Annotated in this window: 13 protein-coding genes; 10 read left to right on the forward strand and 3 right to left on the reverse strand. The window is 58.8% G+C overall.

Features of this window, described 5'->3' with window-relative positions:
• Nucleotides 1–261: 261 nt before the first annotated feature.
• The 4 genes from GGR30_RS16020 to GGR30_RS16035 all read left to right on the forward strand — a co-directional run bounded on the left by GGR30_RS16020 (nt 262) and on the right by GGR30_RS16035 (nt 8,462).
• Complete coding sequence (locus GGR30_RS16020) at nt 262–1,908, forward strand: glycosyltransferase (RefSeq protein ID WP_183488137.1); 1,647 nt, start codon at nt 262–264, stop codon at nt 1,906–1,908.
• Between the two features lie 29 nt (nt 1,909–1,937).
• Nucleotides 1,938–3,122 carry a glycosyltransferase family 4 protein gene (locus GGR30_RS16025; protein ID WP_183488139.1) on the forward strand — a complete coding sequence of 395 codons (1,185 nt, stop codon included), beginning with the start codon at nt 1,938–1,940 and terminating at the stop codon, nt 3,120–3,122.
• A gap of 211 nt (nt 3,123–3,333) precedes the next feature.
• Nucleotides 3,334–4,350 carry a GDP-mannose 4,6-dehydratase gene (locus GGR30_RS16030; RefSeq protein ID WP_183488141.1) on the forward strand — a complete coding sequence of 339 codons (1,017 nt, stop codon included), beginning with the start codon at nt 3,334–3,336 and terminating at the stop codon, nt 4,348–4,350.
• A gap of 497 nt (nt 4,351–4,847) precedes the next feature.
• On the forward strand, nt 4,848–8,462 hold the full coding sequence (locus GGR30_RS16035) for a glycosyltransferase (RefSeq protein ID WP_183488143.1): 3,615 nt from the start codon (nt 4,848–4,850) through the stop codon (nt 8,460–8,462).
• Between the two features lie 519 nt (nt 8,463–8,981).
• Here the strand turns inward: GGR30_RS16035 and GGR30_RS16040 are convergent.
• Both GGR30_RS16040 and GGR30_RS16045 read right to left on the reverse strand, forming a co-directional pair.
• Nucleotides 8,982–10,007, reverse strand: a complete 1,026-nt coding sequence (locus GGR30_RS16040) for a haloacid dehalogenase-like hydrolase (protein ID WP_183488145.1) — start codon at nt 10,005–10,007, stop codon at nt 8,982–8,984.
• Between the two features lie 77 nt (nt 10,008–10,084).
• Entirely contained in the window at nt 10,085–11,740 is a 1,656-nt protein-coding gene (locus GGR30_RS16045; protein WP_246413971.1) for an arylsulfatase, read from the reverse strand.
• 510 nt (nt 11,741–12,250) lie between these two features.
• On the opposite strand from GGR30_RS16045, the gene GGR30_RS16050 reads away from it, so the two are divergent.
• Entirely contained in the window at nt 12,251–13,237 is a 987-nt protein-coding gene (locus GGR30_RS16050; protein ID WP_183488147.1) for an AraC family transcriptional regulator, read from the forward strand.
• 146 nt (nt 13,238–13,383) lie between these two features.
• Here GGR30_RS16050 and GGR30_RS16055 read toward each other — a convergent pair whose 3' ends face one another.
• A complete protein-coding gene (locus GGR30_RS16055) occupies nt 13,384–13,839 on the reverse strand; it encodes a (R)-mandelonitrile lyase (RefSeq protein ID WP_183488149.1) in 456 nt (151 codons plus the stop codon).
• A 269-nt stretch (nt 13,840–14,108) separates the two neighbouring features.
• Here GGR30_RS16055 and GGR30_RS16060 point away from each other — a divergent pair, with 269 nt between their 5' ends.
• The 5 genes from GGR30_RS16060 (at nt 14,109) to GGR30_RS16080 (ending at nt 19,482) form a co-directional block, all read left to right on the forward strand.
• A complete protein-coding gene (locus GGR30_RS16060) occupies nt 14,109–14,552 on the forward strand; it encodes a cyclophilin-like fold protein (RefSeq protein ID WP_210288078.1) in 444 nt (147 codons plus the stop codon).
• A gap of 84 nt (nt 14,553–14,636) precedes the next feature.
• A complete protein-coding gene (locus GGR30_RS16065; protein WP_183488152.1) occupies nt 14,637–15,383 on the forward strand; it encodes an SDR family oxidoreductase in 747 nt (248 codons plus the stop codon).
• A 104-nt stretch (nt 15,384–15,487) separates the two neighbouring features.
• Nucleotides 15,488–16,576 carry a Gfo/Idh/MocA family protein gene (locus GGR30_RS16070; protein WP_183488155.1) on the forward strand — a complete coding sequence of 363 codons (1,089 nt, stop codon included), beginning with the start codon at nt 15,488–15,490 and terminating at the stop codon, nt 16,574–16,576.
• Between the two features lie 163 nt (nt 16,577–16,739).
• The gene (locus GGR30_RS16075) at nt 16,740–18,032 is read left to right on the forward strand and encodes an alpha/beta fold hydrolase (protein ID WP_183488303.1); all 1,293 of its coding nucleotides are present in this window, start codon (nt 16,740–16,742) and stop codon (nt 18,030–18,032) included.
• 190 nt (nt 18,033–18,222) lie between these two features.
• On the forward strand, nt 18,223–19,482 hold the full coding sequence (locus GGR30_RS16080; RefSeq protein WP_183488157.1) for an ABC transporter substrate-binding protein: 1,260 nt from the start codon (nt 18,223–18,225) through the stop codon (nt 19,480–19,482).
• Nucleotides 19,483–19,538: the final 56 nt, after the last annotated feature.

The raw sequence follows: 19,538 nt of genomic DNA on the forward strand, positions 1-19,538 counted from the left end.
GCCTGATGAGCGCGAGTTTGCGCAACTCTGCCCGGGTGTGATCATAAAGTTTTCGTCCTTCTCCGCAACGTATGTAAATATATCAGGGAAAGCTAAAGTGAACGCCTGATTCAGACGGCAAGGGCAATTTGGAGTTTTGCTAGTTCTCGTGATTGACGTTCGTAGCGAAATCCCTATCACTGCATTCATTGGACTAGAATCGGGCAGAAGCGCGATGCGTGGCAGTTGAGACATTAATCAGGCAAGGCTGAGGTCGTCGGCATGATGGGTAAGAAAAAAGAACTTTCGGAAAATGTAACCCAAGTCGTTGACTATATGTTTCGAAAGTATCTGAACCGCAGCCCGGACCCTGAAGGGCTAGAGGCTTACAGGACGGCCCTTCTGGGTGGAATGTCGCTTATATCCTTTATCAAGAGCATCTCCGACAGCGAAGAAGCCAGACAGAAGCGAAAGGGCAGGCGCAGGAGAGCAAACCTGGACTGGGCCGTTGATGACATCGATACAGTGATTGCCCTGTCATACCGCCTCTACCTGCATCGAGAGCCCGACGAAGCTGGCAAGCAAGGCTATCGAGCGGCAATCGAGCGTGGGATGTCCGTTTCCACGTTGGCCGATATCCTCTCCTCAAGCCCTGAGGCAGAGCAGAAGCAGCAGTTCTTCTCACCCGGAAACGAAAAGGCCGGTATCTCGGATGGCGCATTCATTCGCGAGATCGGTTATCTGCTCTTTGAAAGTACGGTGGCTCGGCCCCGGGATTTCGAACACTTCAAACAAAGGCTCGGCGAAGACCCGTTGAACCGCATGCCGGTTGTGCAGCAGCTTGTCTCCGAGCAGATTATCCGCCGCGAAGCACAGAAAAACTTTCGTCTGGAGATGGATAAGTGCTGGATAATGGGCACCAATGAGTTCCTCACACGGGAATCCTGGGACGCCAAGGTTGCCAGCCTTGACCCCGCAGCGATGGCATCACCGCCTCATGCTCGGCTCCAGGAACTCGAGCAGCGAAAATTCCGTCACACGGGCGAGTTTCGCGTATCAGCGATTGCCAGCATGTACAAAGGCGGGAAGTACCTTGAGACATTTCTCGAAAACATCGTCTCGCAGTCCATGTTTGACCAGTCGGAGCTGATTATTGTCGATGCCTGCTCGCCGGATGGCGAGAAGGAGTTGATTTCGCGTTACATGAAGGTCTACCCGAATATCGTTTATAAGCGTTTCGACTACCGAATAGGGATCTATGATGCTTGGAACTACGCGGCTCAGATCGCACGGGGAAAGTATCTCACCAATACGAATCTCGATGATCTGCGTCGCTGCGATTCGTTTGAGATTCAGGCCGCTGCATTGGACAGGCACGCGTTTGCCGATGTCGTTTACCAGGATATTTACTACAGTTTGGACTTCACGTTCGATTTCGAGACGATTAGCAAATGTGGCTTCAAGAGCAATCTGCCGATCGTGACCGTCAACAACATGTTGGAGTTCAATTCTCCCCATAACGCTCCCATGTGGCGAAAGCAGCTCCATGAGGAGATTGGCTATTTCGATCCGAGCTATCGGTCTGCCGGTGACTATGAATTTTGGCTGCGCTGCCTGAAAGGCGGGAAGTCTTTCCTCAAAACAAACACACCGCACGTTGCCTATTATCAAAACCCCGATGGAATTTCGACGGAGGCCGATACGCCAGGCATCCACGAGGCCCGCCGTGCGTGGCGGGCGCATGCCGAAGAGCTGATGTCGCGCGACTTCGAGAAGTCGCGTGCCGAATTCGCGCATGATCTCGGGTTGGCCGAAGCTCCCGGCACGGAGGTTTCTGACTATGATATGGTTCAGCAGAGACTTCGGTCCTTTGCCGCCGAGGCGCGGGCTGGTTGGCCCGAAGTGCGGCAAGTTGCGCAGACGGCCTGATCTGACTGAGAAGACGCAATGGAGTTTATATGAGACTTTTGGTTGATGGTGTTTTCTTTCAGCTATCGAACTCGGGAATTGCTCGCGTCTGGCGCTCGCTTCTCCCGCGCCTCGCGGCGTTTCCCGGCGTCGAAATAACGGTGCTAGACCGTGGGCGAAGCCCGCGTTTTGCGGGTGTCGAATATATCGACTTTCCTTCCTACACCTTTACGAGTACCGCTGCGGACTCCCTTTTGATTGATGTTTTCGCCAAGGATTGCGGTGCTGATGTGTTCTTGTCGACCTATTATACGACACCCACCCAAATACCTTCAGTCCTGATTGTCTATGACATGATCCCCGAGCTTTTTGGCTTCGACCTGAAGTTGCGCGCTTGGCAGGAAAAGAATCTGGCGATAAGCTTTGCTCAGTATTGTTTGTGTATTTCTGAGAACACACGAAAAGATTTGTTGGATATTTATCCGGATTTTGACCCGGATCGTGTTGTTACTGCCTATTGCGGACTTGATTCCAAAGCATTTCGCCCGCGTGAAGAACAAGAAGTTTCGGCATTTCGGAAGGAATACAAAGTTGCGGAGGATTACTGCATTCTTGTCGGCTCGCGCGAGCAGCATACCGGCTACAAGAACGCTGGCCTCCTTTTTGAGTCGCTGAAGAAGCAAGATCAGCTTCGCGACGTGTTCGATCGGCCGAACCGGCCAGAGTTCGAAGTATTGTGTGTTGGCGGTGAGCCCGAAATTCAGGCGCACTTTACCGAAGGTCTGCCGGATAACATCACGGTCAAACGCGTCGATTTGACGGATGACGAGCTGGCGTGCGCTTATTCTGGAGCTCGTGCGTTGGTCTATCCCTCCTTGTATGAAGGTTTTGGATTGCCGGTGGTCGAAGCCATGTCCTGCGGCTGTCCAGTAATTACCACCCCTCACGGTTCTCTGAAGGAGGTGGCTGGTGATGCCGCGGTTCTAATTTCGGGCAAGGACCCTGGCGAGTTGATGAATGCCCTCAAGCTGGTTCGTAATCCCGCAAAACGAGACGAATTGCGCGAGCGCGGCCTTGAGCGCGCCGGGCGCTTTACCTGGGAGCCTATGGCTGAGGAACTGCGCAGGCTTGTCTTCAAGGCGGCTGACGAGCGTGCATCGCCCGAAATTGTCAATTTCATGGAGGAGTGGAGCAGGCTTCGGCGGATTCAGGCCGACATTGACGTTAGTCTGTAGCGGAAGGGTATCGAGTTTCCAGCGGCCAGCCAAAGGCCGACTTCGGCCGATATTTGCAATAGTGAGGGTCGTTTCGACCTCAGAAAAGTTGGATTGGTGCGACATGGGGCGGTCGATCCTTAGTGCGTCAGTTGGTTTTGCACGGAAATTCAATTCCGCCCAGAACCTAAAACCCGCCAGGGGAATGGATTGAGACATCAAAGGGCTAAGGATGAAGCGAGCTCTCATTACGGGCATCACGGGGCAGGACGGATCATACCTCGCGGAGTTGTTGCTCGACAAAGGGTATGAAGTTTATGGCTTTGCCCGTCCGGAAAGCTGGTATCGGGCGAATTGTGCTACCCATCTGGCAGGGAAAATCAAAATGCTTCTCGGCGACATTGCCGAAGGCCTTGATGTTTCCAACGCCATTTGTGATTCGATGCCTGACGAAATTTACAATCTCGCTTCGCAGTCGCGCCCAGGTGAGTCATGGTCGCGTGCTGCAGAAACCTTGCAAGTAAATGGATTGGCTGCAGTACGACTATTCGAGGCTGTCAGACACAACCGGCCTACGGCGAGGATCTACCACGCCTCTTCATCTGAAATGTTCGGGCGGCCATCAAAAGCGCCTCAAGATGAGGATACGGCGTTTAGCCCGGTAAACCCTTATGCCGCAACGAAGGTTTATGCGCACAACATGGCATCGATCTACCGGTCAAGTTATGGTCTCTACATTGCGTGCGGAATTCTCTTCAATCATGAAAGCGAGCGAAGGCCACTGCACTTTCTGACGCAAAAGGTCGCCTACGGCGCTGCCTGCGCGGCTCTTGGGGTTACGGATTCACCCGACAGAAACGAACGCGGGCGTCCTATCGTGGAGCAGGGACGGCTTGCGCTGGGAAACCTGCAGGTAGCGCGTGATTGGGGCTATGCTCCGGATTTTGTTCGCGCAATGTGGATGATTTTGCAGCAACCGGAACCTGCCGATTTCGTAATTGGGACTGGAAGGTTGCATACGCTGGAAGATCTATGTGGCTACGCCTATGAATGCGTCGACTGTGATTGGCGAGAAAGCGTATTCAGTGATCCAGAGCTCGTTCGCCCCCTGGAAACCGCGCATGTGCTGGCTGATGCCTCCAAGGCCGAGAACGATCTTGGCTGGAGGCCAACAGTCAGCTTTCAAGAGATGGTCCGTCTGATGGTTGAGGCTCAGATAAAGCGCCTGAAACCACTGATGACCAGATAGGCCCTCAAAATGCAGGAGTGCCCGACGATCGAGGAACGCGCACCAGTCGCCTTCCGAGTGACAGGATGCTTTTGGGAAGTGACGGCTTATTAGCCAGGCTCGCCTCACCAATTTGTGTGTTGCACTAGACGTGGTGGCTTGATCCGGGCCGAATTCGGGGAGGTGGGTCTTGGCCCGAAATGGAAAAAGGTGTAGTTAGCCAGCAACCTGCGAAATCGGTCTGCCCGTGGTGGATATCTGCACTTTGAAGTTAAGGTTGGGGTGTTTGGTGCTTGCCGGCGAAGGACACTAAACATCAGTGCTTTCAACTATTTGGAGGCAACAATGACTTACCGCATCCGAGGGGAGAGTGGCGTTCGAACTTGAAGGCGCTCGCCCCGCGGTGCCAATGGCAGCAGGGGCGGATGCGCCGAAGGGCTGCGGTATTCATGCGGTAGGTCCTTGGCATCTCTGAGCATTTCTAAGAAGTACGGTCTGTCAGTTCGGGGCAGACATAAATGGATGATGAGAAGATGGTGCAGCTCACGGTTTCTGAGCAAAAGAAAACAAAACGTTCTCTTCGCTTGAAGTCTTTTTATCATCACCCATTTTCAAGCGAGAAGCGGAAGCATTACCGCAATCGCAAATTAGGCAAGCTGGCCGATGCTGCAGGCACGCCCGCGGCCGTCACTTCTGATCTCGGCCCCGGTTTCAGCGAGCGCGAAGAACGAAGAAAGATCAGATATACGGCGTTGTTGCGACATCCTTTCAGCGCCAGGAAGCGTCGGAAGTATCGGCGCAAGCGTCTGGACGCATTGGCGTTTGCGCTTTTGCCGCGCTTCGCCATGCCGGTTCCGCCCGCAAGAAAGCCGCATTCCGCTCGACCGGTCAAGGATTCTCCGGACCTCTGGTTCTATCTCGGCGACACGGTCGATTGGCTTGAAGTGCATGAGCGTTTCACCGGCGTCGGGCGTGTGTCGATTGAGCTGTTCGATGCGTTTCTGCAGGAGGCGACGGCATCGATCCGGCCATGCCGCACCGGCCAATCCGACCTCGATATTGTCGGCATGAGCAGCGCGGAATTGCGCAGTGGTGTGCTCGACCGGCTGGATGAGCGCTACGGCATAGGCCTGGGGACATTCAGTGGCGGCGGCGCTCCGGCAAGGGGCGATCATGTTTTCTTCACGGGTTTGGTCTGGACGCCCAAATTCACCTCCCTTTTCCGCCACCTTTCTTCGAAGGGTATCGGTTTTTCCATTCTGGTCCATGACATCATCCCGCTTGAGGGAGGCGACCATGTGGAGGAGGCGGAAGCCGTAAATTTCGCAGAATGGCTGGCCGTTTCTCTTCAGACAGCTGACAGGCTTTACGTGTCGACGAACGTCGTTCGAGACCAGATCCTGCGTTGGGCGACGCTGGAAGGGATCGAAGTGGCGGCTGAGGTCGTCAAGATCTCCTTCGGGTCGAAGCCCTGGAGCGAGGACGAGCTTCAAGACGCCGAGGGACTGAAGGCGTGTTTCCCAACGCTTGATGCCGATGATTTCGTCTTGAGCGTGGGAACGATCGACCCACGCAAGAATCAGACCATGCTCTGCCGGCTATGGCGAAACCTGATCAGGAGCGGCCTCGATGTTCCACAACTGGTGCTGGCCGGACGCGACGATCTGGGACTAGGCAGCAAGCATTCGATCTTCAGCGATCTGATGCGATCAGGCAAATTGCTGGTTCTGCCCGGGCTTGGCGACGCCGACATAGCCTCGCTGACTGCCGCCTGCAGGTTTACCGCCTTCCCCTCGACCAGCGAGGGCTATGGTTTGCCGGTTGCCGAAAGCCTGCGTCAAGGCAAGCTGTGCCTGGCATCCAGGCTTCCGGTGATCGAAGAGCAGGCAGGGGATCTGGCCTGGTATTTCGATGTTGACGATCTTCAGCAGGCTGAAGCGCTGTTCCGCACGGCCATTCAGGACCGTGATGCCGTTGCCGCGGGTGAAGCGAAAATCAGGTCCGGCTTTGTCCGCCCCAGTTGGTCCGAGGCGGCAAAGCGTCTTGAAGCCGAAGGCCTTGAGGCGGCGCGCGAAAAGCCGATTTCCATTATTCCCGGACGGTTTCTTCCGGAGTTTCCGGGCGCCGAGACGTGCAACAAAACCGAAGTGTTGAACCTGGCGTCGCGCTGGTGCACGGTCGATGCGCCGGAAGTGTCGATCTTGATCGTGAACTGGAATGCCGCGCCACTGACGCTCGAATGCATACGGCAGATCTGGATGCATACCGAGGGGCACACCTATGAGGTCATCATCGTCGACAATGGTTCGGACGAGGACGACATTGTCCGCTTTTCAAGACCAATCCCGGGTGTGACCTTCATTCCGATCGGAAGAAACCGGTTCTTCGGCGAAGCCAACAACATCGCTGCCGAGGCGGCGCGCGGAAAATACGTCGTCCTGCTCAATAATGATGCCTTTCCGCAGGACAAATGGCTTGCGGCGCTGATGAATATGATGGCTGAAAATCCCGCCCTTGGCGCGGCTGGGCCCATGTTTCTCTGGCCTGACGGCCGTGTTCAGGAGGCCGGCGGCATGATCGACGAAGGCGGCTATCCGGTCCGATATGGCCGCGGGTTGGCCCACCCGACGCCGGACATCCTCATGGAGCGTTATGTCGACTACATATCGGCCGCTGCTCTGCTGATCGATCGCGCTCTGTTCGTGAAGGTTGGCGGGTTCGATCTCACATTTGAGCCCGCCTACTATGAAGACTCCGATTTGTGCTTCAAACTCAAGGCATTGGGGCATCCGGTTGGCTATTGTCCCGCAAGTCGCGTCATCCATATCGAAGGGGCGGCCGCAAACGGAAATACCAAGGCCGAGGCCAGGCGAAAGGCACTGGGTGACGCCAACCGCGACAAATTTGTGTCGCGCTGGGCCAGTTTCCTGAAACCGGATGGCGACAAGACGCCAGAATTCTCTGTCGAAAGTATTGTCCCAACCAGGTGGTCTTCGCCGCCCGGCGAGAACTGCCAGCGGCCCACTGCCGTCGTCTACACGCCCTATGCCGTGACGCCCGGCGGTGGAGAGCGCTATGTTCTGAGCGCGGCACGCCAGTTGGCGCGCACACATCGTGTCGAAGTTGTAACGCCTTATCGCTATTCGAACCTGCGGCTTCAACAGATTGGCTGCGCCCTCGATCTTGATCTCGGCATGTTGCGGTTCAAGACGCTCCAGGAATTCGAACAGGATCCTGAGCCGGACCTGATGTTGACGATGGGGAATGCGGTTCTGCCTCCGATTGCCGGTCGCGGACGCAAGACGGTCTATCATTGCCAGTTTCCTTTCCTCCTGAAGGAGGAGCAAGAAAGTGACGAGGCCATGCTGCGGAGTTACCAGGAGGTCATGGTAAACTCGGCCTTCACGCAAGGGTTCTACGAGAGGCGCCTGGCGGAAGCCGGCATGGCCTCCATCCCGACGCGCATTGTCAATCCGCCGGTGCCGCCGGTGGCGCCGAGGACGCCACGCAAACGGTCCATATTATCCGTCGGTCGTTTCATCGTCGGCGGTCATTCCAAGCGGCAGGATCTCCAGGTCGAGGCTTTTCGCGCGCTCATTGAAAGCGGCGTCGAGGACGTCGAGCTGCACCTGGCAGGTTCCTCGTTCCCTGAGGCGACCGATATCGACTTCCTGGCCGCGATCAGACAATCTGCATCCGATCTGCCGGTATACTTTCATGTCAACTGCTCGGTGAGCGAACTCGAGACCCTCTATGGCGACAGCCTAATCTATTGGCACGCCACCGGTCTTGGCCGTGACCTGGAAGCTGAGCCGGAAAAGGCGGAGCACTTTGGCATCAGCATTGTCGAGGCTATGTCGGGCGGAGCCATCCCGATTGCGCTCCGTGCGGGCGGGCCGACAGAGATCATCACTGAAGGTGTCAACGGATTCTTCTATGATGATATCGAAGGTCTGGTCGATCAGACCAGACGCGTGCTGGATGAAACGCCGGAGGATGGGTTGAGGCAATTGAGCCGAGCGGCTCATGCACGCGCAGCGGATTTCAGCTACGATCGCTTCAACGCCGCGGTTTCCTCGCTTTTCGGGCTGGACAGTAGCGAAAGAGGCTCGGGCGTTTCCGGCAATGCCTAGAGTATCCGTGTTGCTCAAGCCCGTTTCCTGACCCATTTCCGATTATCGCGGAGCAATGCATTTGCGATTACGACGAGCTTTCGCATGACCGCTGCTATCGCGACTTAAGAGCATTTCGCAGTCAGATGCGAGCAGCTTGCCGCTTACGGTCTTTGGCCCGGCGCTTGCGAGCAAGATTAGCGGTTGACCTGCGCATCTTGCACATCCCAAGTCAGGCCTGCGTCACAATGTGTCCTTGCAATCTAGATTGCTTCCGTCGTGATGCCGAATGAAGGTCCTGGGGCAAATCGTGCGGCCTCGAGGTGTGACTGCTGCAAGCGGCGGGTAGGCGTCGGCAACATGGGCACGCGGGCTGCGGCGCCTGGGCTACGTGATGTCCGCATTGGGTCGAGGAATGATGCAGGCTCAAGCCGGTTGATAAACTTACCGGCGCCAGGCCGCTCACCGTGCTGCAGTTGCTCGTTGGAAAAGGCGGGAGGCGAAAAAGGGTCGCGGCATTCGCGCCGCGACCGAGGTGGGTTACTTCGCCGCTTCCGGGAAGATCGCTGACCAGTCATTTTTCATGCTGATCACGGTCCAGTCGCTGGCATCCGCCTCGTCGAGGGTGGACTGCGACATGTGACCAAAGGGGGAATCGGGCAGTCCGCCTGCAGGCCCATAGGCATATTCGCGAGTTCCGTCATCGTGATGGACCAGCATCATCAAGGTTGCGGCATCGCCGGCAGCGGTCCATTCCAGCATCTGGCGGTCGCCGTCGGAATTGCCGAAGGCGGCAACGGGCCGTTTGCCGATGAAGGCGTTGATGCCGACGGGTTTGCCGTCCTTGTCATCGTCGAAAGCGACTTCGGCGAGCCTGGTGAGTTGCGGTTTGCCGTCGATGATCTCGAACTTGGTCTTGACCGAAGAGCCGACGACCTGCTCGGGGGGAATGCCGTAGACATCCTCGGTGATGACGCGCATGAACTCGATGCCGCCGCCGGAGACGATATAGGTCTTGAACTCATTGTCGCGAAAGTAGTCGAGCACTTCCAGCATCGGCTGGTAGGCGAGCTCGGTATAGGGGCGGTCGAAGCGCGGGTGTTTGGCCGTCTTGAACCAGTCGGCGACGATTGTCTCGAATTCCGCCGTGCTCATGCCGGTATGGGTCGCCATGACCAACTGGGCCACACCTTTCTCGCCGCTCTTCGCCAGCCCCTTCATGTCGCCGGCGAGCACGGACTTGAACGGCTCGGTCGTCTTCCATTCCGGATGCTGCGGCGCCAACGCCTTGACGCGGTCGAGCGCGAAGGCAAGCTGGGTATACATGGGATGCTCGGTCCACAGCGTGCCGTCATTGTCGAAGACGGCGATCCGGTCCGCCGGCGCGACATAATTGGGGCCGGTCTCATCCGTGGCGCGTGCCACGAAGTCGAGAATGGTCTGCTTGGTGTCGCCCGCGTTCCAGGAGGGAAGCGGGTCTTTTTCCTGGGCCTCGGCGAATGCCACCATCGCGAATGCCAGGACGGGCGCGACCAGCGCGACCCGGAAATTCCTGCTCATTTTCATTGCATGTTTCCTCAGTTATCCGCTGAACGGAAAAGGCGACCCCGGGGCCGCCTTCTCTCGAAATTTCGACTTCGGAACTAGTCGCGCGCGGCGTTCGAGTTCTTCACCTGCTCCATGACCGCATCAAGGTTGTAGGCGGCCGGCTGTTGCAGCGGCGGGAACTCCTTGTAGGTCTCCAGTTCCTTCATCCACAGCGCCTGGCCGATGGGCAGCATGTTCCAGTCATAGGCATAGGCCGTCGCCGGAGCGCCGAGCGCGCCGCCAACGCCGTTGAACGTCTTGGAGAACGTGCCGATCGACTGTTCGAAGGGGTCGCGCTTGATGTTGACCACCTGCGTCCAGCTATAGTTCTCGACGCCGTTGAAGGTCTTGGTCGGGTCCTGGTCGACCATGGCGAAATACATCTTCCAGTTTTTGTAGCGAACCGCGGAAGCCGTCTTGCCGGAATAGTAGAAGAAGGTGTCACGGTTCGAACCGCCCTTGCCGGTCAGCGATCCGACCTGATTGACGCCGTCGATCGTTGTCTTGACGATGCCGGGATATTCGCCGGCCTCGATCTGCTTCTTCAGGTCGTCGCCCTTCGCGCCGCCGGCAAGTTCGACCAACGTCGGCACCCAGTCGAGCGCCGCGAAGATATCGTTGTTGACGGTGCCGGGCTTGATGTGGCCGGGCCAGCGCACGACGAGCGGAACGCGCATGCCGCCTTCCCAGGTCGTCAGCTTGCCGCCGGCAAACGGGGTGACGCCGCCATCGGGGAAGGTGATGGTTTCCGCGCCATTGTCGGTGGTGAAGACGACGATGGTGTTGTCGAGCTCGCCCATGTCCTCGAGCTTTTGCAGCACGACGCCGATATTGTCGTCGACCTGCTTCATCGCGGCTTCGTTGACGCCCCAGTCCTTGCCGCCTCTGGTGCCGAGCATGGCCTGATATTTGTCGGACAGAACCGTGGTGACGTGCATGCGCGCCGGGTTGTACCAGACGAAGAAGGGCTTGCCGGTCTTGTCGGGGTCCTTGCGGTCGAGGAAGTCGACGACCTTGGCGGAGATCTCCTCGTCAACCGTCTTGGAGCGCTCGAGCGTCAGCGGGCCTTCGTCCTTGCAGCTCTGGTTGTCTCCCGTGCCGTCCGATGATGTGCAGGCGATCACCGGGCGCGGCGGCGTCATGCAGAGGCCCTCGGAGGGGTCGATCGCGCCGGGCGGATCGGAAAGGCCGGGCACGGGCGTATTGGTGCAGGGCGGCGCGACAGCCTGGTCCGTCGGGCTGGAATTGATATCGGGGAAGGAGACGCCCTGCATTGCGTCGAGGTGGTAGAGATAGCCCCAGAATTCCTCGAAACCATGGGCCGTCGGCAGGGATTCCGCCGTGTCGCCCAGATGGTTCTTGCCGAATTCGCCGGTCGTATAGCCGAGGTCGCGCAGGAAGACGGCAAGCGAGGGGGTGCCCTTGCGCAGATAGGACTCCGAGCCCGGAATCTCCGGCAACAGCATGCCGGCGCGCACCGGGTTCATGCCGGTGAAGAAGGCGGTGCGGCCCGCCGTGCAGCTCTGCTGGGCGTAATAGTCGGTGAACATTGCGCCTTCATAGCCGATCCGGTCGATATTCGGCGTTTCGCCGACCATCAGGCCGCGGTGGTAGATGCCCGGCTGCATGTAGCCGACATCGTCTGCCATGATGAACATGATGTTGGGTTGGGCCGGCGTGGTGCCAGCGCTGTCCTGGGCGAGTGCGCTCATCCCCGTCAGGGCCGAGGCGCAAAGGGCAGCGGCCATCACGGCCCCCGTCTTTGCCATGCGTGCAGGCTTGAAACTCAGTGTCATGGGTAGTCCCTCCATCTCGCTCCGGCTTGGCCCGGGCGTCGCTAGAATGGTTGCGAATGCGTCAAGTGCGTTGTCGGACGGCAGGTTGCCGCGCAGACCGAAATTGGTGTGACCCCCGAAGCGGCCGTTGGACCGCTTCCACTTGTCTGAACTTGTCTTGTCGTCATCTGCGCGTTGAGGTTGATGCCTAAAATTGCTATGTCAGACACGGCATGAGTATCGTCAGTTCCGCCTGCGGGCTGATGGAGTAGCATTTGACGCTTGTTCAGTTTAAATCGGTTCGCACCCGTCCCTTGGTGCTCTATTTAAGTATCGTCAAATGAGGCAGATAGCTTTTCATTTGACGTCACTTTGGAGATGACAGTGCCGAAAAGAAGAGGTTCAGTCGCGCTTGCGCGCCTGCGAGGGATCGGGCCGCTACCGGTGATGATCGAAGAGGCGGCCGGTGAACGCGGACTGATCAGGGCGTTTCAGATATCCGGCCTTCCTCTCGAGATCCTCGAACACAAGGATATGCCGATACCGCTGAACCTGATGAGCGCGCTCTTCGAGACCAGCGCCAAGGCGCTCGGCGATCGGGGCTTCGGTTTGTCGGTCGGAAAACAGATGTCCTATCAGGTCTATGGACAATGGTCCGAATACGCGGCGCAGGCTGGGCGTTTGGGCGAAGCACTGCTCCGCGCCTCTGCGACGGTCGAATCGCAATTATTCGGTACGACGATGACGTTGGGACCGGAAGATGGCCGGTGGATCTGGCGGGTTGTCCCGCCGCTCGGTCACGAAACAAGCGTGCAATACGCCGACCATATCATCTTTCCCATGCTGGCATTCGCGCAAATCTATCTCGGTTCGGGTTGGCGGCCGGACTTTGTCGAGGTTGGCTATTCGCGCGATAGCGTCGCGGCGGCAATTGAGAACGCGCTTCAGACCGGTCTGCGCTGCAATCGGGGCGGGGTTGCGCTTCCCTTTTCGCCGGAGGATCTCGCCCGACCGCATCCTGCGGCGGCCGCGGCGGGACCGGCGTCGATTGCCCTTCCAAACGTGGTGGACGACCTCGTGTTGAAGGAGGCGCCCGAACCGGCGCGTTCGTTCTCGGCGATTGTGTCGGTGCGGCTTCTGGCTGGCGATACCGATATCGAGGGTGCTGCTGAGATCGCCGGTTTCGGCGTACAGGGCCTGCAACGGCGCCTGCGAACCACGGGATATACCTATCGCGACATCATCGAGGTGGCGCGGCGAGAGCGGGCATTGACGCTACTGGCGCAGACCGATTTATCTGTCTCGCAGATCGCACTTGCCCTCGGTTACGAGGAACATGCGAATTTCAGTCGGGCCTTCCAGCGCTGGATGGGGTGTTCTCCGTCTGAATTCAGGGCTGCAAGGAAGCAGACCTGTCCGTCGACGGTCGGGTGAGAAATTGTGTCTTGCGAGAGCAGAACATCCCCGGAGGCGAAGCCTGCCGGGGATGCGGTTCGCGCAGAGCGCGAAAAGGCGTTTACGCCGATTGGCCGTCGGAGCGGCGTCTTGCCTTTTCCTCTGCCGCGGCGTGGTAGAACGCGTCAGCCATTATACTCTTCGTCGGTCACTTTCTCGCCCCAGTCGACGGCCGAACCGTCGACCGATTCCTGGATAGCGTAATGGGTCACGGAAGTGGTGTCGGTCGCGCCGTGCCAGTGTTCAACGCCCGGCGGGCACCAGATGACATCGCCGGCCTGCATGACGAGCTTATCCTGACCGCGTTCCTGCACCCAGCCCGTGCCGGAGGTTACCACCAGCTTCTGTCCGCCGGGATGGGTGTGCCAGGCCGAACGCGCGCCGGGCAGGAAGGTCACTTCGCCGGCGCTGACATTGGCCATGTCCGGGCCGAATACCGGGGCGACATAGGCGGTGCCGGTAAAGGTTTCCGAACTGCCGATGCTGCCGCCGCGGTCTTCGGCGCGGGTGATCTCCATGGACTGGGCAAAGGCTGCCGGCGCGGCAAGGGCGATGGCGATTGCTGCGAGTGTACGTTTCATATCAGGTCGTCTCCTTGTTGATGAGGCGGCCATAAGGGCCCGTTCAGGACGGTTATCCGTCTCTGCCATTGAAGTGGGGCGCAGAAAAAGGAGAATAATGCCGGCACTTCACAAGACACTCATGAGGCCGGTTCATGACCCTGCCGACGTCAATCATGGTGTAAGAGCCAAAATTGATGAGTTGTGCTCATGAGTGACTGTATCTTACGGGGTATTATCTTTGGCCCTCAGAGCGCCATTTATGGAGCCAGAGAGGAAAGGGAGATCATATGTTCGGCAAGCACGCAGTTCTGACCACAGCGGTCGCGACCTTCCTTTCCGCCGGTTTCGGTTTTGCCGAGACGTCGAAAGGAGCCGAAATGATCAGGATCGAGTTCATCGCTGGAGAAGATGTGCTGACTGCAACGCTGGACGACACGCCAGCCGGTCGCGATTTCGCCTCCCTTCTGCCGCTTGAGTTGACGCTCAGCGATTATCACGGCGTCGAAAAGGTCGCCGACCTTCCGCGCAAGCTGGATACCACTGGCGCACCGGCGAGCTACGAGCCGAAGAAGGGCGATATCACGCAATATGTGCCCTGGAGCAATATCGCGATCTTCACCAAGCCGTTTTCCGATTCACGGGGGCTGCTGCGCCTCGGCGAATTCGACGGGCCGATCGATGTTCTGACTGAGAACGACGAAGTGTCCGTAGAGATCCGGCTTGCCGACTGAAAATTCCACCGAAGGCGGCTTTGCCTCTCCGGCTGCCATGGGCGCCGGTTGATTGGGCATTCCCGCACAACGAAGGAGCCTATCATGACCGACAATATCAAAGACAAAGTCATTATCATCACCGGCGCCTCGAGCGGCATGGGCGAGGCGACAGCCCGCGACCTGGCTGCCAAGGGCGCAAAACTCGCGCTTGGTGCAAGACGCAAGGACCGCCTCGACACGCTCGTCAAGGACATCACGGACAAGGGCGGTGAGGCAATTGCCGTTGCAACCGACGTCACGAAACTTGAGGATGTTCAGGCTCTAGCTGATGCGGCCAAGGACAAATACGGTCGTGTAGACGTGATCTTCAACAATGCCGGCCTGATGCCGCTTTCCCCGCTTGAAAGCCTGCGCATTGACGAGTGGAACCAGATGGTAGACGTCAACATCAAGGGTACGCTCTATGGTATCGCGGCCGTTCTGCCGATCTTCAAGGAGCAGAAATCGGGCCATGTGATCAACGTTTCCTCCGTCTACGGCCACAAGACCGTGGCGACCGGGGCGGTCTACTGCGCCACCAAGCACGCCGTGCGTTCGCTGTCAGAAGGCCTGCGGCAGGAAGTCAAGGACTACAATGTCCGCGTCACCGTGATCTCGCCCGGCGCTGTCGATACCGAACTGACCAGTCATATCAGCGAGCCCGGCGTTGGCGACCAGGTGCGCGATTTCGTCAGCCAGATTGCCGTCCCGGCCAGCACCATGGCCGACATGGTATCCTTCGCCGTTTCCCAGCCGGCCAATGTGGACGTGAACGAGATCCTGTTCCGTCCGACCGTCCAGCCGGAATAAGGGCGGCAAAAACAACCATTCAGGGCGGCTCTCGAGCCGCCCTTTTTCGCGGCGGCCTGAACCTCCGCCTCGTCTGATCCTGCCAAGAAGAAAAGGGGAAAACCATGGCTCACTCACCCATTCGCGTCGGCTTTATCGGTCTCAATCCGGACAGCAACTGGGCGGCGACCGCGCATGTCCCGGCGCTGAAATCGCTTGGCGACCGGTTCGAGATCGTCGGCGTTGCCAATTCGTCGCCGGAAAGCGGAAAACGCACGGCCGAGGCCCTCGGGCTCAAGCACGCCTTCGATACGCCGGCTGATTTGGTTGCCTCGCCCGAGGTTGATCTGGTCGTCGTCACCGTCAAGGTGCCCTTCCATTTCGAACTGGTGTCGCTGGCGCTCAATGCCGGCAAGCACGTCTATTGCGAATGGCCGCTCGGCAACGGGCTTGAAGAGGCGAAGACGCTCGCCGCGCTCGCCGAGGAAAAGGGCGTCGTCGCCGTTGCCGGCACGCAGGCCCGCGCCGCTCCGGAGATCCTGCATCTGAAGACGCTCATCGAAGACGGCTATGTCGGCAAGATGCTTTCCACCTCGCTGATCGGCACGGGCGGCAACTGGGCAGACCAGACGAGCGCCGCGCTCTACTATCTCTTCGACGCCAGAAACGGCGCCAAGATGGAAGATATTCCGATGGCCCATACCCTGGCCGCCGTGAAAGACGTTCTCGGCGATTTCGGGCCGCTGGATGCGACGCTCGGCTTCAATTTCGAGACCGTGAAGATCACCGACACCAACGACGAAAAACCGAAGACGGCCGCCGACCAGGTGATGGTGCAGGGTAAGCTGAAGAGCGGCGCGGCCTTCTCGCTGCACTACAAGGGCGGGACCAATCGCGGCACCAATTTCCTCTGGGAGATCAACGGCACGGAGGGCGACATTCAGGTCACCGCCGGTCTCGGCCATGCCCAGATGGTGCAGCTCACGGTCAAGGGCGCGCGCGGCGAGGAGAAGGTTTTGAGCGACCAGATGCCTGATCCGTCTGTCTACAAAGGCAAGCCCGAATTTCCCGGCGCCCGCAATGTCGCCGGCATCTATGCTCGCCTTGCCGATGATATTGAGAACGGCACGCGCACGGCGCCGACCTTTGCCGAGGGCGTCGCGCTGCATGAAGTGCTGGACGTTATCGCGAAATCGGCTGCCGCCAAGGCGTGAGCCGGCCGGAATCTCGGGTTTGATGAAGGCGGGCGCTGCGGCGTCCGCCTTTTTCTTTCGGTGCGTTTTGATAGCCTGCCCTTTTCGCAAGCGCCAAAAGCGGATAGGGCTCGGGAAGAGCCGGAAGGCCGTTGAAACCGATTGGCCAGGATGACGCGCGATGATGCCGAAGCAATATATCATTCCCGGGATGATGATCCGGGACATGCTGGTGCCGGTGCCGCTCGACTGGTCGAAGCCCGATGGCGCCTTCATCCAGATTTTCGTGCGCGAGATCGTCGATCCGGTCAAACGGCGCGATGACCTGCCGACGCTTGCCTTTCTGCAGGGCGGGCCCGGCGGCAAATCGCCAAGGCCCGTCGGCGGCGGCCCGTCCTGGCTTGCCGAAGCGCTGAAGACCCACCGTGTGATCCTGATTGACCAGCGCGGCACGGGGCGAAGCGCCCGCATCGAGGCGGAAACCATGTCGCGCTATGAAAGCGGCGAAGCGGCGGCCGACTATCTGATGCATTTCCGCGCCGACAGCATCGTTGCCGACTGCGAGCATGTGCGCAAGAACCTCATGGGCGATCGCAAGTGGGAGACGCTCGGCCAGAGTTTCGGCGGGTTCATCACGCTCACCTATCTGTCGCAGGCGCCGGAAGGGCTTGCCGCCTGCTATGTGACGGGCGGGCTTTCCGGGCTTTCGGCCTCTGCGGACGAGGTCTATCGCCGCACCTATCCGCGCGTGGCGGCCAAGAACCGGCAGTATCACAAGCGTTATCCGCATGACGCCGCGCTGTTCTCGCGCATTGCCGATCATATCGCGGCCAATGATATCCGCCTGCCGGACGGCGACCGGCTGACCGTGCGCCGGCTGCAGACGCTGGGGATCGCCTTTGGCGGGGCGACCGGCTTTGAAAGCGTGCACTGGCTGATGGACGAGGCCTTTGCCGATCCGGATGAGACGCGGCTTTCCGATAGTTTCCTTTTTTCGCTGATGGCTGAAACGGGATTCGATACAAACCCGCTCTACGCCGTTCTGCAGGAGAGCATTTACGGGCAGGGGGCTGCGCCCACAAACTGGGCCGCCGAACGCATTCGTTCGGAATTCCCGAGGTTCCATCCCGATCAGCGGCCGCTGATGATGACCGGCGAGATGGTCTATCCGTGGATGTTCGAGGAAATGCGCTCATTGCGTCCGTTCCGCGATGCGGCGGAAGCACTCGCCGCGCGGGCCGACTATCCGCCGCTTTATGATGCGACCCGGCTTTTTGCCAATGACATTCCCGTTGCCGCTGCCGTCTACCACGACGACATGTATGTCGATGCCGGGCTTTCGCTGGAGACGGCAGGCCGGCTCGGCAATTGCCAGGCCTGGGTCACCAATGAATACGAGCATGACGGGCTGCGCCAGAGCCCGGCAGTCTTCCGCCGCCTGCGCAAGCTCGTGCAGGAGCGCGGCGGCCCGCTCTGAGCGGTTTGCGAAGCTGCCTGAAGCCCAGAAAACCGCGCCTTTCAAGGCGGCCGGGGCGTGATTTTGTGCGCCTGGCGCTGTTGCCGCCTGTTATGAATTCTTCATCTTCCGTTTAACGAATTGTCGCGTTGCGAGCGTAATTGCAAATAGCCATCACATTGCAATTTTCGTTGCGACAAGGATTTTTCGAATGATGAAACTCTCCGCCTATCTTCTGGCCGGCTCCGTCGCGCTTTCCGCGTCAGCCGCCTTTGCCGCCGACACCACGGTTGAATTCTGGCACAGCTTCTCCGACACCAGCGCCAATGGCGCAGCATTGGCAGAAATCATCGACAATTTCGAAGCCGCCAATCCCGGCATCACCATCGATTCCCAGTTCATCGGCAACTACAACGACATCGTCGCCAAGCTGCAGGCCGCCATCCCCGCGCGTCGCGCGCCCGATGCGGTGATCATGGAAGTCACCCGCTATGGTCTTTTTGCCGACCGCGGCGTGCTCGATGATCTCTCCGATCGTCTCGCCAATGATCCGCTTGCCGACAACCTGTTCGATTTCGCCCGCGAGGTCGGCGTCTATGAGGGCAAGAACTATATCGTGCCGTTTAATTCCTCGACGCCGGTTCTCTATCTCAACAAGGCCGTTTTCGACGCTGCCGGTTTTGAGGAAGAGCCGAAGCTCGAGACCTATGACGATATCCTGGCTGCCGCGCAGCAGATCACCGATAGTCTGGGTGACGAAGGTATCATGGGTATGACGGCGCCGGGCCAGTTCGCCCGCTGGGGCCTGATCATGTCGAATGACAGCGATCTGATCGATTCCAAGACCGGCGAAATCCTGATCGACGCGCCGAACACGGTCGATGCCTATGAATGGATGGCTTCGCTGGTCAACGACTACAAGGTTGCCTCGCCGGATGGCGTGACCGACGAGAAGAAGGACAAGCAGTTCTTCATGTCGGGCAATGCCGGCATGATGATGAACTCGACGGGCAATTACGGCGATGCCAAGGAAGCGCTCGGCGATGATCTTCTGGTCCGTCCGATGCCCTGCAACAAGACCTGCGCGGTTCCGATCGGCGGCGCCGGTATCGGAATTCTCTCCTCGGCCGAGCCGGAAGTGAAGGACGCCGCCTACAAGTTCATCTCTTTTGCCGCCTCGCCGGAATCGAACGCCATCTGGTTTGCCGGAACCGGCTACATGCCGATCAACCGTCATACGGCAGAACAGCCGCGTGCCGCCGAAGCGCTCGCCAATGCCGAAGGCATCGATGTCGCCATCAACCAGCTCGATTTTGCCCGTGGCCGTCCGCGCCCGGTCGTCGTCACCTGGATGCGCGCCAACGAATATGATGTCTGGCAGTCGATCGCACTCGGTCAGCGCAGCGCCGAGGAAGCGCTGTCCGACTTTGCCGAGCGCACCCGTCAGGAAGCCCAGCGCCTTTCCAACTGATTGGTCTGTCGAAAACAACGGCCCGCGCGGTGTTCACGCCGCGCGGGCATCTTCCA

Source organism: Martelella radicis, assembly GCF_014196625.1.
Lineage (GTDB): Bacteria > Pseudomonadota > Alphaproteobacteria > Rhizobiales > Rhizobiaceae > Martelella > Martelella radicis.

Coding starts and splice junctions, on each gene's coding strand:
- GGR30_RS16020 (WP_183488137.1), top strand. CDS start 262: ATGATGGGTAAGAAAAAAGAACTTTCGGAAAATGTAACCCAAGTCGTT.
- GGR30_RS16025 (WP_183488139.1), top strand. CDS start 1,938: ATGAGACTTTTGGTTGATGGTGTTTTCTTTCAGCTATCGAACTCGGGA.
- GGR30_RS16030 (WP_183488141.1), top strand. CDS start 3,334: ATGAAGCGAGCTCTCATTACGGGCATCACGGGGCAGGACGGATCATAC.
- GGR30_RS16035 (WP_183488143.1), top strand. CDS start 4,848: ATGGATGATGAGAAGATGGTGCAGCTCACGGTTTCTGAGCAAAAGAAA.
- GGR30_RS16040 (WP_183488145.1), bottom strand. CDS start 10,007: ATGAAAATGAGCAGGAATTTCCGGGTCGCGCTGGTCGCGCCCGTCCTG.
- GGR30_RS16045 (WP_246413971.1), bottom strand. CDS start 11,740: ATGAGCGCACTCGCCCAGGACAGCGCTGGCACCACGCCGGCCCAACCC.
- GGR30_RS16050 (WP_183488147.1), top strand. CDS start 12,251: ATGATCGAAGAGGCGGCCGGTGAACGCGGACTGATCAGGGCGTTTCAG.
- GGR30_RS16055 (WP_183488149.1), bottom strand. CDS start 13,839: ATGAAACGTACACTCGCAGCAATCGCCATCGCCCTTGCCGCGCCGGCA.
- GGR30_RS16060 (WP_210288078.1), top strand. CDS start 14,109: ATGTTCGGCAAGCACGCAGTTCTGACCACAGCGGTCGCGACCTTCCTT.
- GGR30_RS16065 (WP_183488152.1), top strand. CDS start 14,637: ATGACCGACAATATCAAAGACAAAGTCATTATCATCACCGGCGCCTCG.
- GGR30_RS16070 (WP_183488155.1), top strand. CDS start 15,488: ATGGCTCACTCACCCATTCGCGTCGGCTTTATCGGTCTCAATCCGGAC.
- GGR30_RS16075 (WP_183488303.1), top strand. CDS start 16,740: ATGCCGAAGCAATATATCATTCCCGGGATGATGATCCGGGACATGCTG.
- GGR30_RS16080 (WP_183488157.1), top strand. CDS start 18,223: ATGATGAAACTCTCCGCCTATCTTCTGGCCGGCTCCGTCGCGCTTTCC.